The sequence below is a fragment of the Nitriliruptor alkaliphilus DSM 45188 genome, assembly GCF_000969705.1.
Classification (GTDB): Bacteria; Actinomycetota; Nitriliruptoria; order Nitriliruptorales; family Nitriliruptoraceae; genus Nitriliruptor; species Nitriliruptor alkaliphilus.
In genome coordinates this window covers 3,963,626-3,978,531 of sequence record NZ_KQ033901.1, presented here as the reverse complement: position 1 = coordinate 3,978,531, position 14,906 = coordinate 3,963,626, and the positions used below count along the sequence as shown (strand labels likewise).

Sequence of the window (14,906 nt, the reverse complement as noted above, 5' to 3'; positions counted from 1 at the left end):
GTGCCCCGGCGGGGAGACACCGGGAGGGCCGAGGCACGGTCCCGCGCGTCGGTCGCTGCCGTCCGTGAGCTCGTCCGGGACGTCACCCGGCACGCCGACCTCAGCCCCGAGGTCACCCGGGTCCGCTGGTGCGGGGCGCCGCCCCCCACCACGCGCAGCCGTGTGGGTGCCCGGTTCACCGGGTGGAGCCGCACGGGGCCCGTCCGCTGGGTCCGGACCTGCGAGGTGGTCGCCGACGAACGGCGCACCTTCGCCTGGGTGACGCTGCCCACCTGGTGGAACCACGACGCGACGCTGTGGCGGGTCGATCTCGCTCCGGACGGTCCGGGTTGCCGCGTGACGCTGTCCTACGAGGTCCTGGCCGACGCCCCGTGGTTCATCCGCGTCGGCGGTGTGCTGACCGGACGGGTCCGGCGGCTGCCCGCCGACCTCCAGGTGACCGTCGACACGCTCGCCCGGGCCGCGGCCGGTCGTGTTCCCGGGCCGCGGTCAGGGTGCTGAGGCAGCGTCAGTCCGGGCGAGGTTCGCGGCCTCGTTCGACGCGCAGCTCGGTCGTGCGGTCGCGGGTGTCCTCGTAGGCGTCACCGGTGACCTCGTCGAGGTCGACCTTCGGTCGGTCGAGCGGCCCGACATCGCGTGGCACCAGGCCCCGCCGTCGCGGCCGCTGCGTGGTGGCGTCCTCGTCGCCGTTCTCGTCGCGGCGGTTCAGGACCGGGTAGCCGCGACGCTGCCCACCGATGTCGATCAGGCGGCTCGGCATCCGGATGCCCGCCTGCTCGAAGGCGTGGTGGAGCCGCTCGCGCAGCTGGCGGTTGATGTCCCAGTTGGCCATCGGCTTGGTCGGGGTGACCACCCGGATGGCGAGGCCCTCCGGTCCGAACTCCTGCACCCCCCAGATCTCGGGGTCGCCGATGATGTCCTCGCCCCACACCGGGTCGGACGCCAGTTCGGTTGCGACCTTGTGGATGATGGCCTTGGCCGTCGGCACGTCGGCGTCGAGCGCGAGTGGCACGTCGAGCGTGGAACGCCCCCACTGTTGCGAGAGGTTGCCCACACGTTCCATCGACCCGTTGAGGGCGTGCCAGACCACGCCGTCCATGTCGCGGAAGGAGGTCGCCCGCAGGCCCACCCGCTCGACCTGACCGATGCGGTCGTCCACCTGGATCCAGTCGCCGACGCCGTACTGGTCCTCGATGAGCATGCCGATGCCGGCCAACACGTCGCGGACCAGCTGCTGGGCACCGAAGCCGATGATGATGCCGGCGAGCCCGGCCCCCGCCAGCACGGGCTGGAGCGAGATCCCGAGCGCATCGAACATCGCCAGGATCACGACGAACCAGATGAGGACGCCCGCCACACCGCGGGCGACCCCGGTGATGGCCTGGAGGCGCTGGAAGCGGCGCAGCCGGTAGCGGGCCACGTCCAAGGTCCCGCGGGCCTCGCCCCGGTCGAGCCGCGCCTGGATCCGGCGTTCCATGGTGCGGCTGAAGCGCAGGATCGCCGCCCGCGCCAACCGGCTGAGCAGGTACCCGAGGGCGATCAGGATCACGATCCGGATGCCGGTGCCGATGGCACCCGCCGCGCGGGCCACCAGCTCGTTGCCGGTCAGGTCGAGGAGCCACACGCAGAGGTCGTTGACCTCGCTGTCCCCGACGGTGCACACCTCGGCCGCACCGCTCGCCTGCGCCAGCACCCTGAGCACCACTGCCTCCAGCTCGTTCACCTGTGGCGCGAGGACGCGCCGCAGGTGAGCGTAGACACCGGCCCACCACGCGCCGAAGGGCGGTCCCCGGTGAGCAGTACGCTCGCCCCGTGCGTAACCCGGCCCTCGCCTTCCGTCCCGAGCCCGGCGCGATCCCCGACGCGCCGGGTTGTTACCAGTTCATCGACGGGGCCGGGCGGGTGGTCTACGTCGGCAAGGCCAAGTCGCTGCGCCAGCGTCTGGCGAGCTACTTCGGGGTCTGGCACGGCATCGCGCCGCGGACGCGCGCGATGCTCGAGGCGGCCCGGTCGGTGGAGTGGATCGTCGTCGACTCCGAGGTCGAGGCGCTGCACCTCGAGTACACGCTGATCCAGCGCCACAAGCCGCGGTACAACGTCCGGTACGTGGACGACAAGTCGTACCCGTACCTGGTGCTGACCACCTCCGAGGCGATCCCCCGCGCGATCGTCAAGCGCGGCAAGGTCGCCAAGGACGATCGGCGGTTCGGGCCGTACGCCCACGCCTACGCCATCCGCGAGACGCTGGACCTGCTGCTGCGCGTGTTCCCCGTCCGCACCTGCCGGAACGGCGTGTACGACCGGGCGCAGCGCCTCGGGCGACCGTGCCTGCTCCACCACATCGACCGGTGCGCGGCCCCCTGCACCGGCGTGGTGTCCGAGGACGAGCACCGCGACCTCGTCGAGTCGCTCGCGGCGTTCCTCGACGGCGAGACCGGCCCGGTGCTCGCCCAGCTCGAGGCCGAGATGCGGGCGGACGCCGCCGACCTCAACTTCGAGTCGGCGGCACGGCGGCGCGACCAGCTCCAGGCTGCCCAGCGGGCCCTCGAGAAGCAGCAGGTGGTCACCGAGAAGCCCGAGGACCTCGACGCCATCGCGGTGTACGAGGACGAACTCGAGGCCGCGGTCCAGGTGTTCTTCGTCCGCCGGGGGCGGCTCGTCGGACGCAAGGGGTGGACGGTCGACAAGGTCGAGCCGCTCTCCACCCCGGAGCTGCTGACCAGCTTCCTGTTGCAGCTGTACGCCGAGCGCAGCGACGAGGTCCCGCCGCAGATCGTCGTGCCGGTCGAGCCCGACGATGCCGAGGCCCTCTCCGTGCTCCTCGCCGAGCAGCGGCGGGCGACACGTGCCGGATCGCGAGGGGCACCGATCCGCCGGGTCCGCTTCACCGTCCCGCAGCGGGGCGACAAGAAGGCCTTCCTCGAGACCGTCGAGGAGAACGCCCGCGAGGCGTTCCAGCGCGCGCGTATGAAGCGGGCGACGGACTTCGACGCGCGGTCACGGGCGCTCAAGGAGCTCGGGGACGCGCTGGCCCTGGACGAGGCCCCGCTGCGCATCGAGTGCTTCGACATCTCCCACCTCGGCGGCACCGAGGTGGTCGCCTCGATGGTGGTGTTCGAGGACGGCCTGCCCAAGAAGTCCGAGTACCGCCGGTTCAAGCTGTCGCAGGACAAGAACGACGACTTCGCCGCCATGCACGAGGTCATCGGACGTCGCTTCCGACGTCTGGTCGAGGCCAAGGGCGAGCCGATCCTCGACGAGGAGGGCACGCCGAGGAAGTTCGCCTACCCCCCGAACCTCGTCATCGTCGATGGCGGCCGGGGGCAGCTGAACGCCGCCCTCGCCGCCGTCGAGGACCTGCCGATCGACGAGGTCGCGTTCGCGGGCCTCGCCAAGCGGTTCGAGGAGCTCCACGTCCCGGACCGGGCCCGACCCGTGGTGCTGCCCCGGGGTAGCGAGGCGCTGTTCCTCGTCCAGCGGATCCGTGACGAGGCGCACCGGTTCGCCATCACCTACCAGCGGGGTCGACGGACCAAGCTCGTGGCCACGTCGGAGCTCGACGCGATCCCCGGCATCGGCCCGGGGCGTCGCAAGGCCCTCCTGACGCGCTTCGGATCGGTCGCGGCGATCACCCGGGCGAGCGTCGAGGACCTCACCGCCGTCCCGGGCATCTCCCGTACGCTCGCCGCGCAGATCCACGACCACCTCCACGCGGGCCGTCCCGAGGACGCCCCGACCGCCCAGGAGCCGACGTGAGCGACCCGGCCGCCGCCTCGCCGACGACCGACGACGAGGCCATCCGCTCCGACGTGCTGATCATCACGGGCATGTCCGGTGCCGGACGCACCGAGGTCTCCAAGGTGCTCGAGGACCACGACTGGTTCGTGATCGACAACCTGCCGCCGTCGCTGCTCGGGAAGGTGGTCGACCTGGCCTTCGCACCCGGCTCGGCGGTCACCCGTGTGGCGCTGGTGGCCGACGTCCGTGGCCGGCAGTTCTTCGACGAGCTGCTCGAGACGATCCAGCAGCTGCGTGCCGGCGAGGGCCACATCCGGGTGCTCTTCCTGGAAGCATCGGACGAGGTGCTGGTCCGTCGCTTCGAGGCCACGAGGCGGCGTCACCCCGCCAGCCACGAGGGCATCCTGGAGGGCATCCACCGCGAACGGCAGCTGCTGGCCGAGCTGCGGGGCACCGCCGACCTGGTCATCGACTCGTCGACCACCAACGTCCACCAGCTGCGCGACCGTGTGGTCGAGGTCCTCGGTATGGAGGACCAGTCGCCGTTGCAGGTCACGGTCGAGTCGTTCGGGTTCAAGCACGGTGCGCCCCGCGATGCCGACATCGTCCTCGACGTCCGCTTCCTGCCGAACCCGCACTGGGTCGACGAGCTCCGTCCGTACACCGGGTTGGACGCGCCGGTGCGCGACTACGTCTTCGGGCAGGGAGCCACACCGCCGTTCGTGGCCGCGCTCGAGGCCCTGCTCGACGCCAGCGTCCCCGGGTACGTGCGCGAGGGGAAGCGGTACCTGACCGTGGCGATCGGGTGCACGGGTGGCAAGCACCGCTCGGTCGCGATGAGCGAGCACGTCGCCGGGTACCTGCGCCGGACCGCCCCCGACGTCAAGGTGGCCGTGGAGCACCGCGACCTGGGGCGCGAGTGAGCGCCGGGCCGGGTGACGGGTCCCGCGCCGTCGCCATCGGTGGCGGACACGGCCTGTCCCGGTCGCTCGGTGCGCTGCGACGCGTCGTCGATCACGTCACCGCCGTCGTGACCGTCGCGGACGACGGTGGCTCGTCGGGGCGCCTGCGCCGCGACCTCGACGTGGTGGCACCAGGTGACCTGCGCATGGCGTTGGCTGCGCTCGCCGGTGACCGTGGACTGGCGGACCTCCTCCAGTACCGCTTCCCGCGCGGCGAACTGGCCGGCCACAGCCTGGGCAACCTCGTGCTGGTCGCCCTCCAGGACCTCGCTGCCGGGGACATGGTCGACGCGCTCGATCGGGCGTGCCGCTTCCTCGACGTCCCGGGTCGGGTCCTGCCCTGCACCGACGTCCCGGTCACCCTGCACGCCCGCACCGGCGACCAGGAGGTCAGCGGCCAGGCCGCGATCGGGACCACCCCGCGCCTCGACCAGGTCTGGTTGGACCCACCGTCGCCTCCGGCCACGGCCGCTGCCGTGGCCGCGATCCGGCAGGCCGACCTGCTGGTGCTCGGTCCTGGGTCGCTCTACACCAGCCTCCTGCCCAACCTGCTGGTCCCTGGGGTGGCACGCGCGGTCACCGCCTCGAACGCTCCCGTGGTGCTGGTGGCCAACCTGCGCGAGCAGCCCGGTGAGACCGAGGGGATGTCGCTCATCGCGCACCTCGACGCCCTGGCCGAGCACGTGCCCGACCTGACGATCGACGTGCTGATCGCCCACGACGGAGGTGAACCTGCGGGAGGTGCCCCGTTGCACGTCGACGAGACCGCGTTGGCGGGTCGCGTCGGACGGGCGGTCGTGCGCGACCTGCTCGACGGCCAGGACGGACACGACCCCGTGGTGCTCGGGCGGTGCCTCGCCGAACTGCTCGGCCGCTGACGTGAGCTTCACCGACGAGGTCAAACAGGAGCTCGCTGGCCTCCCGATCGACGACGAGGTCGAGGCCCACCACGAGCTCGCTGCTCTCGTGCGGTTCGGTGGTGCGCTCGTCGTCGGCGGCGGGGATCGCGGGTTGCTCGTGGACCTCGAGACGGTCTCGGGTGCGACCGCCCGCCGGACCTACTCCCTGCTGCAGCGGCGGTACGCGATCGCGCCGGAGCTGCGTGTCCGGGCACCCGGCGGGGTGCAGCGGCGTCGGATGTACGGGGTCCGCCTCGACCAGGGGGCCGAGCGGGTCGCCCGCGATCTCGGCCTGCTGGACGCCGATGGGCGACCCGCTCCGCCGCAGCCCCGCCTCGACGTCGGCGCCGCGGCCTGCATCCGTGGCGCGTTCCTCGCCGCCGGCAGCATCTCGTCGCCCGACCGCCCACCCCACCTCGAGGTCGTCGCCCACCGGGTCGACGCGGCCGAGGCGCTCGCCGCCACGGCCCGCGCGCTGGTGGACGGACAGGTGGGGGTCGTCACGTCGCGCTCGGAGGACGGGACGCCAGGGGAGCGGCCGCGCCTGGTGATCAAGTCGGGGGAGACCATCGGGGGGTTGCTCGCCGCGATGGGGGCCACCGGCGCGTTCCTGCGCTGGGACGAGCGGCGGCTGCGACGACAGCTGCGCGGCGACGCGACCCGGCTCGCGAACGCGGACGCGGCGAACCTGCGGCGGACGGTCGAGGCGGCCAGCGCGCAGGTCAAGGCGGTGGAGCAGGTGGTCGCTGAGCTCGGTTGGGACGAGCTCGACGAGGACCTCCGAGCCGTGGCCATCGCACGGCTCGCGAGCCCGGACGCGTCCCTGACCGAGCTCGGCCAGCTCGCCGACCCGCCGTTGTCGAAGTCGGCGGTGCACCGGCGGCTCCGGCGGCTCGAGGCGCTGGCCGACGAGCTCGGCGGAGGGTGACCCAACGGCCCTCTCGAACGGGGTCCTCCGGCCCTGCGTGCTGCTGACGCGCGCCGCGAGGCCGTTGCTAGGGTGGCCGTGAGCTCCCTCGCTCCCTCCTCCCCGTTCCAGGAGCACGCCCGATGACCCTGCGCGTCGCCATCAACGGCTTCGGCCGTATCGGCCGCAACTTCCTCCGCGCCGCCAAGAAGGGCGGCATCGATCTCGAGATCGTCGCCGTCAACGACCTGACCGACACCGCCACGCTGGCGCTGCTGCTCAAGTACGACAGCGTCCACGGCCGCTACGACGGCACCGTGGAGACCAGCGGCGACGACCTCGTCGTCGACGGCGACACCATCAAGGTCCTCTCCGAGCGTGATCCGGCCGACCTGCCCTGGAAGGACCTCGGCGTCGACGTCGTGATCGAGTCCACCGGGTTCTTCACCAAGCGGGCCGACGCTGCCAAGCACCTCGATGCAGGCGCCAAGAAGGTCCTGATCTCCGCGCCGGCCAAGGACGAGGACGTCACCATCGTCCTCGGTGCCAACCAGGACGAGTACGACGCCTCGAAGCACGACGTCATCTCGATGGCGTCCTGCACCACCAACTCGGTGGTCCCGATGGCCAAGGTGCTCGACGACGAGTTCGGCATCGCCCAGGGTCTGATGACCACGATCCACGCCTACACCGGCGACCAGCGCCTCCACGACGCCCCGCACTCGGACCCCCGCCGCGCCCGTGCGGCCGCGCTGTCGATCGTCCCGACCACGACCGGCGCCGCCAAGGCCGCCGCGCTCGCGCTGCCCCAGCTCAAGGGCCGTCTCGACGGCCTCGCGCTGCGCGTGCCGATCCCGAGCGGCTCGATCACCGACCTGGTGCTCGTGCTCGACCGTGAGGTCACCGCCGACGAGATCAACGCGGCGATGAAGAAGGCCGCCGACGGTCCGCTGAAGGGTGTCCTGGAGTACAGCGAGGAGCCCCTCGTCTCGATCGACATCGTGGGCAACCCGCACTCGTGCATCTTCGACGCGCCGAGCACGATGGCGAGCGGCACGCTCGTCAAGGTCCTCGGGTGGTACGACAACGAGATGGGCTACTCGACCCGCCTGGCCGAGGCCGCGGCGTTCGTGGGCGCCGGTCTCTGATGGCAGCCGTGCCGCTCCTCGAGGGCGTGCGCACCCTGGACGACCTCGAGGTCCGTCCCGGGCTGCGCGTGTTCGTCCGCGCCGACCTGAACGTCCCGCTCCGGGACGGACGGGTGACCGACGACCTGCGTGTCAGGTCGTCGGTCCCGACCCTGCGCCGCCTGCTCGACGGCGGCGCTCGGGTGGTGGTCGCCTCGCACCTCGGGCGACCGAAGGGCGAGCCCGACCCGGCGTCGTCCATGGCGCCGGTCGGCGCACTGCTCGAGGAGCTGCTCGGGGCCCCGGTGATGGTCGCCACCGACGTGGTCGGTGACGACGCGCGCGCCAAGGCCGACGCGCTCGAGGACGGTGAGGTCCTGCTGCTCGAGAACCTGCGCTGGGACGCGGGGGAGACGAAGAACGACGACGCGCTCGCGGACGCGCTGGCCGCCTTCGCCGACGTGTACGTCGACGACGCGTTCGGTGCGGCCCATCGCGCCCACGCCTCCATCAGCGGGGTCCCGGCCCGCATCCCGGGCTACGCGGGGCTGCTGCTCGCTCGGGAGCTCGAGGTGCTCGGCGGCCTGCAGGCCGACCCGGCGTCGCCGTACGTCGCCGTCCTCGGCGGCGCGAAGGTCAGCGACAAGCTCCTGGTGCTCGAACAGCTGCTCCAGCGGGTCGACGCGATCGCCGTCGGTGGCGCCATGGCCTTCACCTTCCTGGTGGCCGAGGGCTTCGAGGTCGGCACCTCGCGGGTCGAGGAGGACCAGGTCGACACCGTGCGGGATCTGGTGGCCCAGGCACGCGAGCGTGGCGTCGACGTCCTACTGCCCACCGACGTCGTCGTCGCCCCCGCGTTCGAGCAGGACGCTCCGGCCACGACCGTCCCCGTCGCGGCGATGCCTGCCGACCAGATGGGCCTCGACGTCGGGCCGGACACGGCGGCGGCGTACGCCGCGGCGATCGCCGACGCGGGCAGCGTGTTCTGGAACGGCCCGATGGGCGTCTTCGAGTGGGAGGCGTTCGCTGCCGGCACCCGCACGGTCGCGCAGGCCGTCGCCGACGCCCAGGGTTTCACCATCGTCGGTGGTGGGGACTCGGCGGCTGCGATCCGCGCCTTCGGTCTCGACGACGCGGTCGATCACGTGTCCACGGGGGGCGGCGCGTCGCTCGAACTGCTCGAGGGCAAGACCCTCCCCGGCGTCGCAGCCCTCCGCCAGGCCTGACTCGCTGCTGCGACCGGTTGCTACGGCGCGTGTAGGACCGTGCGCCTGCAACCGGTAGCCGACCGGACGTCCGTCGTGCGCGTCACGCGCGCCGCGGTGGCTCGTGCTCGCGTCCGATCCCGCGCCGACGTTGGCCGGCGATCGCGGCGTCCAGGGCATCGAACACCAGGTCGCGTTCTTCGACCCAGTCGCGCCAGTCGATCGGGAACGGACGCCACGGGGTACCGGCGTACTGCGCCATCCGCCGGCGATCGGTCCGCCGCTGCGCCCGCGACCGGTGGAAGCCGTCGCCCTGGCACTCCAACGCGAGCAGCCAGAGGCGCAACAGGATGTCCGGTCCGAGCCCGATCCCGTCCGGCGTGTCGATCCGGGTGACCGTGCGCTCGGGCTGGTACCCGAGGCGCGCGAGCTCGTCGACGACCTCGTCCTGGAAGATCGACTCCACGATCCTGCCGGCGAGGTCATCGCTCATGGCCACCAGCCGGCCCGTCCCAGCCAACGGTCGCGCCGCCCGGGCTCGTTCCCCGACCTCCTCGAAGGTGGTCAGCCCCGCCTGCACCACGTCGAGCAGCAGCGGGCGGACCAGCTGGGGGCTGAGGTGTGCCGTGGACAGCACCAGGGCTGCCCCCCGCAACGTCGGGACGCCGTCGATCTCCTCGACGTCCGCGTCGCGCAGCCAGCGGACCAGACGCCCCGCGGTTCCGGGCACGTGGGGGAGGCGCGTCCCGTGTCGGACGACGAAGGTCGACGGTCTCGGCGGACGGACGCGCAGGCCGCGGAGCCAGGCCGCACTGGTCCCCGACGCCGCGGCGAGGTGGCTCGTCGACAGGCAGGCGGTGAGCAGGTCGCGCTGCACCGACCTCGCAGCACCCGGGAGGATGCGGACGCGTGCCGAGGGGGCCTCACAACCGGCGGCCCGGGCGAGGTCCGAGAACGTCCGCCCGTGGAGGCCGAGACTCGCTGCGAGGTCGACGTCAGCGACGTCGTGCCGGTGCGCTGCAGCGCGGACGAGTTCGTTCCAGCTCGGGTTCATGACCCCATCCTGCTGGGCCGGGCCTCGAAGCAGTGCTCGGTGATCCTCACGCCTGTGGATAGTGATGATGGCGGTGGGTCAACTCGCCGACCCTCACGGCCGACCGGCTGCTAGCGGTTGCAGGGGCCCGGGCTGGGGGGTGTGGTCGCTACCGGTCGCAGGGGCCCGGGCGGGGGTGGTCGCTACCGGTCGCAGGGACACGGCCGGGGCGGCGACGCTGCTACCGGTTGCAGGGGCTCCGGTGGGTGCGGGTGGTGGCTACCGGTTGCAGGGGCTCCGGTGGGTGCGGGTGGTGGCTACCGGTTGCAGGGGCTCCGGTGGGTGCGGGTGGTGGCTACCGGTTGCAGGGGCTCCGGTGGTTGCGGGTGGTGGCTACCGGTTGCGGAGGCCTGGGTGGCGAGGGGGTGGTCGCTGCGTGCACCATCACGGTCGCGGGCGTGTCGGGGTGAGCTAGCGTCGGTCGGCTCCCCCTCCTCCGCGCGGCAGCGCGGCTCGCCTCCATCCGCGAGGTCCCTTCCCGTGAGCACCGCGACACCGGCCGACGAGCTGCCGACGCCGACCTTCCGCCAGGTGGTCGGGGACGGTGCTGCCCTCATCTGGTACTTCATCCGCGAGCAGCCCCTGGTGTTCTGCCTCGGTGCGCTCGGATCGATCGCGTTCGCCGGTGCGATCGTGGCCTCGGCCGTGGTCGTCGGGTACGTGACCGACGAGGTGGTCGTGCCGGTCCTCGCTGAGGGGGAGCCGGTCGGCGGACGCCTGCGCACGGCCGTGCTGCTCATCCTCGCCGTCGCCGTGTGGAAGGCGGTCGGCATCGTGATCCGTCGGACCACCGCGACGTGGCTGTCGTTCGGCGCGCAGATGCGTCTGCGAGAGCGCGTGCTGGCGCACCAGTTCGGCTTGTCGCTGCGGTGGTACGGCTCGCGGACCGTGGGTGACCTGCTGTCGGTCTCCGACAGCGACACGCAGAAGGCGACCTACATGCTCGGGCCGCTGCCGTTCGCGACGGGCGTAGCGTTCCTGCTCGTCGGGGCCACGGTCGTGGTGGTGGCGACCGACCCGGTCATCGGGGTGCTGGCCGGGCTGCTGCTGCTGATCGTGGTGAGCATCGACCTGCGCGGGGCGTACCGGACGTTCACGGCGATGGAGGAGGAGCAGCGCCGTCGAGGTGGGGTGGCGCGGGTGGCCCACGAATCGTTCGACGGTGCACTGACGGTCAAGTCGCTCGGCCGGGAGGCTGCCGAGACCGCCCGCTTCCAGCGCTCGTCGGACCGCCTCCGGGACCAGACCGTCGAGGTCGGCCGGCTGTGGACCGGCTACCGCGCCCTCTCGGAGGTCCTCCCCGCGATCGGCACGGTCGGCATCCTGGTGCTCGGCGTCGGGCGCATCGCGGCCGGCGAGCTGACCACGGGTGAGCTGGTGCGTATCGCCTACCTCATCTCGCTGCTCGCCGTCCCCATCCGGCTCATCGGGTACCTGATGTGGGACACCGCCAACTCCGTGGCCGGATGGACCCGCGTCGCCGAGGTGCTCGAGGTCGACGACGTGGTGAGCTTCGGCCCGCTCGGCCGCGGGGACCGGGCCACCGCGGCAGCCGTCGAGGCGGACGCGGTCGGGTTCTCCTACGAGGCCGACGGACCGCCCGTGCTGGCGGGGATGGACCTGACCATCCCTGCCGGTCGCACCGTGGCCGTCGTCGGACCGACCGGCAGCGGCAAGTCGACCCTCGCCCTCCTGCTCGCCCGCCTCTGGGACCCCGACACCGGCAGCGTGAGGCTCGATCACCGCGATCTGCGCGAGCTCGCCCCCGGCGTCGTGCCGACCGAGGTCGCCTACGTCGCCCAGGGTTCGTTCCTGTTCGACGACGACGTCCGCGGCAACGTCACGCTCGGCGAGGACATCGACGACGAACGGGTCAACGAGGCGCTCCGCCTCGCCGGTGCCGACCGGTTCGTCGCGGCGCTCCCGGAGGGGTTGGCCACCCACCTCGGGGAGCGCGGCACGACGCTCTCCGGCGGCCAGCAGCAACGGCTCGCGCTGGCTCGCGCGCTCGTGCGTGCGCCCCGGCTGCTGGTCCTCGACGACGCGACGTCCGCCGTGGATCCGACCGTCGAGGCCGAGATCATCCGGGGGCTGCAGGAGGCCGAGCTGCCGAGCACGATCGTGATCGTGGCCTACCGCCGGTCGAGCATCGTGCTCGCCGACGAGGTGGTCCACGTCGACGGTGGACGTGTCGTGTCGCAGGGCAGCCACGCCGATCTCCTGGCCACCGATCCCGGGTACGCCGCGATCCTGCAGGCCTACGAGCTCGACGCGGCGGCCCGCGCCGCCGAACGTGCCTCGGGGGAGGAGCAGGCGTGAGCGCGACCACGGTCGACACCGTCACCCGCGAGCCGGTGTGGCGCTCGTTGGTCCGCGCGGGGCGTGTCGCCCCGTCGCTCACGCGCGGCTTCCGGGTGACCGTGCTGCTGGCCCTGCTCGGGACGGGCGGACAGGTCGTGGTGCCCATCGTCATCCAGCAGATCCTCGACGGCCAGGTGCTCGCGCCGGGCACGATCGACCTCGGAGCGGTGCGCAACGCAGGTGCGATCGCCCTGGTGGCCCTCGTCGTCGCTGCCGTGGCCAATCGGCAGGCACAGTTCCGGCTCATCCGATCGTCGGCGGACGGCCTGTCGCAGCTGCGCGTCGCCACCTTCCGGCACGTGCACGACCTGTCGACGCTGCACGTGGCAGCGGAGCGGCGCGGGACGCTCGTCGCGCGGGTGACCTCCGACATCGACGCGGTCACCCGGTTCGTCGAGTGGGGCGGGATCGGCATGCTGGTCGGTTCGGCACAGGTCGTCCTCGTCGTGGTCGTCATGCTGGTCTACGACGTGCGCCTGGCCGCCCTGGTGGTCGGCGCCGCGGCCATCTACGCGGCCTTGCTGCTGCTGTTCCAGCGGGTGCTGCGTCGGGCGTACGACGGGGTCCGCGTCCGGGTCGGGGAATCGCTCGGAGCGGTCTCGGAGGCCATCGCCGGCCTGCCGACGATCCGCGCGTACGGCACCGAGCAGCGGGTGCTCGAGCGGGTCCGGGTCCGGCTGCGGGCCCAGTTCCGGGCCGAGTTCCGCACGGGAGCGCTCGGCGCCTCGATGTTCTCGACCGCCGAGCTGTTCGCCGCGTCCGTCACCGCCGGGGTGGTCGTGGTCGGCATCCTGTCCGCCGACGCCGGCATGACCGCCGGCCAGCTCGTGGCCTTCCTGTTCCTCGTGTCGCTGTTCATCGAGCCGGTCCAGGTGCTGGTCGAGGTGCTCAACGAGGCCCAGACGGCCGCGGCGGGCGTCCGCCGCGTGCTCGGCATCCTCGACCGCCCGCTCGAGGTGGCCGATCCGGAGGACGGTGAGCTCCTGCCGCACCGGCCGCTCGACGTGCACGTCACCGGTGTCCGGTTCCGGTACCCGACCGGCCCGGACGTGCTGCGCGACCTGGACATCGACGTCGCGGCGGGGGCCAGGGTGGCGGTCGTCGGCGAGACGGGCAGCGGCAAGTCGACCTTCGTCAAGCTGCTCGTCCGGCTGCTCGACCCGACCGAGGGGACCATCGAGGTCGGCGGTGTCCGGCTCGACCGGGTCGCGTTCGCGTCGCTGCGCCGTCGCGTGGCCTTCGTGCCCCAGGACGGGTTCCTGTTCGACACCACCGTCGTCGACAACGTGCGCTACGGCGTCCCGGAGGCGACCGAGCGGGACGTGTGGACCGCGTTCGCCGAGCTCGAACTCGACGGCTGGCTCGACCGCTTGCCGGAGGGCCTGGCCACACCGGTCGGCGAGCGGGGCAGCCGGCTGTCGGCGGGGGAGCGGCAGCTGATCGCGCTCGTCCGCGCCTGGATCACCGCACCGGACCTGCTGATCCTGGACGAGGCGACCTCGGCCGTGGACCCCACCCTCGAGGTGTCCCTCCGTCGGGCCATCGAGCGGCTGACCGCCGGCCGGACCAGCATCACCGTCGCCCACCGGCTGTCGACGGCCGAGGCGGCCGACGAGGTGCTGGTCTTCGACGGTGGTGCGCTCGTCGAGCGAGGGCACCACGACGACCTCGTGGCGGCCGGCGGGGTGTACGCGCGTCTCCACGCCGACTGGGCGACCGGGACCACGTGAGCGGGGACGGCGCGCGGCCGCACCCCGTCTAGGCTCGCGCCCCGACCCCCCGGATCAGGAGCACGCGCGTGTCCGAGCGACGGCCGATCATCGCCGGCAACTGGAAGATGCACAAGGATCACCTCGAAGCGATCCAGCTGGTCCAGAAGCTCGCCTACCACCTCGAGGAGCACGACTACGAGGGGCAGGACATCGTCGTCTGTCCGTCGTTCGTGGCCCTCCGTGCCATCCAGAACCTGATCCAGGCCGACAAGCTGCCGATCGAGCTCGGGGCGCAGACCGTCCACGCCGAGGACGAGGGGGCGTTCACCGGCGAGGTGTCGGCCCGAATGCTCGCCCGGCTCGACGTGCGCTACGTCATCGTCGGCCACTCCGAGCGGCGGGCCCTGTTCGGTGAGAGCGACGAGGTCGTCAACGGCAAGCTCCGGGCGGTCCACAAGCACGGCATGGTCCCGATCCTGTGCGTCGGCGAGACGCTGGAGCAGCGGGACGCCGGGCAGGCGGTCGAGATCGTGGCCGAGCAGCTGCGGGGCTCCCTGGCGGGCGTCAAGCTCGCGGAGGCACAGGACCTCGTGGTCGCCTACGAGCCGGTCTGGGCCATCGGCACCGGACGGACCGCGTCGTCCGCGGACGCGCAGGAGCTGTGTGCCGCGGTCCGGGGCGTGCTCGCCGAGCTGTTCGGCCAGGCCATCGCCGACGGCATCCGGGTCCAGTACGGGGGCAGCGTCAAGCCGGGCAACGTCCGCGAGCTGATGAGCCAGCCCGACATCGACGGCGCGTTGGTCGGCGGCGCCAGCCTCTCGAGCGAGGACTTCGCGCTGATCGTCGGCCACCGCCGCCGCTGACCTTCCCTTCCGGACCCCGGCCAAACGGCCCGTGGCCAG

Annotated in this window: 12 protein-coding genes; 10 read left to right on the top strand and 2 right to left on the bottom strand. The window is 72.5% G+C overall.

Features of this window, described 5'->3' with window-relative positions; all coding sequences use genetic code 11:
• Positions 1 to 501, top strand: a complete 501-nt coding sequence (locus NITAL_RS18410; protein ID WP_052667614.1) for an SRPBCC family protein — start codon at positions 1 to 3, stop codon at positions 499 to 501.
• A 7-nt stretch (positions 502 to 508) separates the two neighbouring features.
• Here NITAL_RS18410 and NITAL_RS18405 read toward each other — a convergent pair whose 3' ends face one another.
• Positions 509 to 1,702, bottom strand: coding sequence for a mechanosensitive ion channel family protein (locus tag NITAL_RS18405; protein ID WP_157041942.1), 1,194 nt, complete (start codon positions 1,700 to 1,702; stop codon positions 509 to 511).
• A 110-nt stretch (positions 1,703 to 1,812) separates the two neighbouring features.
• Between NITAL_RS18405 and uvrC the strand changes: the two genes are divergently transcribed.
• The 6 genes from uvrC to NITAL_RS18375 all read left to right on the top strand — a co-directional run bounded on the left by uvrC (position 1,813) and on the right by NITAL_RS18375 (position 8,859).
• Positions 1,813 to 3,756, top strand: a complete 1,944-nt coding sequence (uvrC, locus tag NITAL_RS18400; protein WP_052667612.1) for an excinuclease ABC subunit UvrC — start codon at positions 1,813 to 1,815, stop codon at positions 3,754 to 3,756.
• Positions 3,753 to 4,661, top strand: a complete 909-nt coding sequence (gene rapZ, locus NITAL_RS18395) for an RNase adapter RapZ (RefSeq protein ID WP_083441741.1) — start codon at positions 3,753 to 3,755, stop codon at positions 4,659 to 4,661. The genes uvrC and rapZ overlap by 4 nt, the downstream gene beginning before the upstream one ends.
• Positions 4,658 to 5,578, top strand: coding sequence for a gluconeogenesis factor YvcK family protein (locus NITAL_RS18390; protein ID WP_052667611.1), 921 nt, complete (start codon positions 4,658 to 4,660; stop codon positions 5,576 to 5,578). Before rapZ ends, NITAL_RS18390 begins: the two co-directional genes overlap by 4 nt.
• A 1-nt stretch (position 5,579) precedes the next feature.
• Positions 5,580 to 6,527: a DNA-binding protein WhiA gene (gene whiA, locus NITAL_RS18385; protein ID WP_052667610.1), complete on the top strand. Its 948-nt coding sequence runs from the start codon at positions 5,580 to 5,582 to the stop codon at positions 6,525 to 6,527.
• Positions 6,528 to 6,649: 122 nt separating this feature from the next.
• Complete coding sequence (gene gap, locus NITAL_RS18380) at positions 6,650 to 7,654, top strand: type I glyceraldehyde-3-phosphate dehydrogenase (RefSeq protein WP_052667609.1); 1,005 nt, start codon at positions 6,650 to 6,652, stop codon at positions 7,652 to 7,654.
• A complete protein-coding gene (locus tag NITAL_RS18375; protein WP_211262505.1) occupies positions 7,654 to 8,859 on the top strand; it encodes a phosphoglycerate kinase in 1,206 nt (401 codons plus the stop codon). Before gap ends, NITAL_RS18375 begins: the two co-directional genes overlap by 1 nt.
• Positions 8,860 to 8,941: 82 nt before the next feature.
• Here the strand turns inward: NITAL_RS18375 and NITAL_RS18370 are convergent, their stop codons facing one another.
• Complete coding sequence (locus NITAL_RS18370) at positions 8,942 to 9,892, bottom strand: hypothetical protein (protein ID WP_052667608.1); 951 nt, start codon at positions 9,890 to 9,892, stop codon at positions 8,942 to 8,944.
• A gap of 519 nt (positions 9,893 to 10,411) precedes the next feature.
• Here NITAL_RS18370 and NITAL_RS18365 point away from each other — a divergent pair.
• The 3 genes from NITAL_RS18365 to tpiA all read left to right on the top strand — a co-directional run bounded on the left by NITAL_RS18365 (position 10,412) and on the right by tpiA (position 14,867).
• Positions 10,412 to 12,250: an ABC transporter ATP-binding protein gene (locus tag NITAL_RS18365; RefSeq protein ID WP_052667607.1), complete on the top strand. Its 1,839-nt coding sequence runs from the start codon at positions 10,412 to 10,414 to the stop codon at positions 12,248 to 12,250.
• Positions 12,247 to 14,022: an ABC transporter ATP-binding protein gene (locus NITAL_RS18360; RefSeq protein WP_157041940.1), complete on the top strand. Its 1,776-nt coding sequence runs from the start codon at positions 12,247 to 12,249 to the stop codon at positions 14,020 to 14,022. Before NITAL_RS18365 ends, NITAL_RS18360 begins: the two co-directional genes overlap by 4 nt.
• Positions 14,023 to 14,090: 68 nt before the next feature.
• Positions 14,091 to 14,867 carry a triose-phosphate isomerase gene (tpiA, locus tag NITAL_RS18355; protein ID WP_052667606.1) on the top strand — a complete coding sequence of 259 codons (777 nt, stop codon included), beginning with the start codon at positions 14,091 to 14,093 and terminating at the stop codon, positions 14,865 to 14,867.
• Positions 14,868 to 14,906: the final 39 nt, after the last annotated feature.

Excerpts from the sequence above, each read along its gene's own strand:
- gap (WP_052667609.1), top strand. The coding sequence starts at position 6,650 with ATGACCCTGCGCGTCGCCATCAACGGCTTCGGCCGTATCGGCCGCAAC.
- NITAL_RS18375 (WP_211262505.1), top strand. The coding sequence starts at position 7,654 with ATGGCAGCCGTGCCGCTCCTCGAGGGCGTGCGCACCCTGGACGACCTC.
- NITAL_RS18370 (WP_052667608.1), bottom strand. The coding sequence starts at position 9,892 with ATGAACCCGAGCTGGAACGAACTCGTCCGCGCTGCAGCGCACCGGCAC.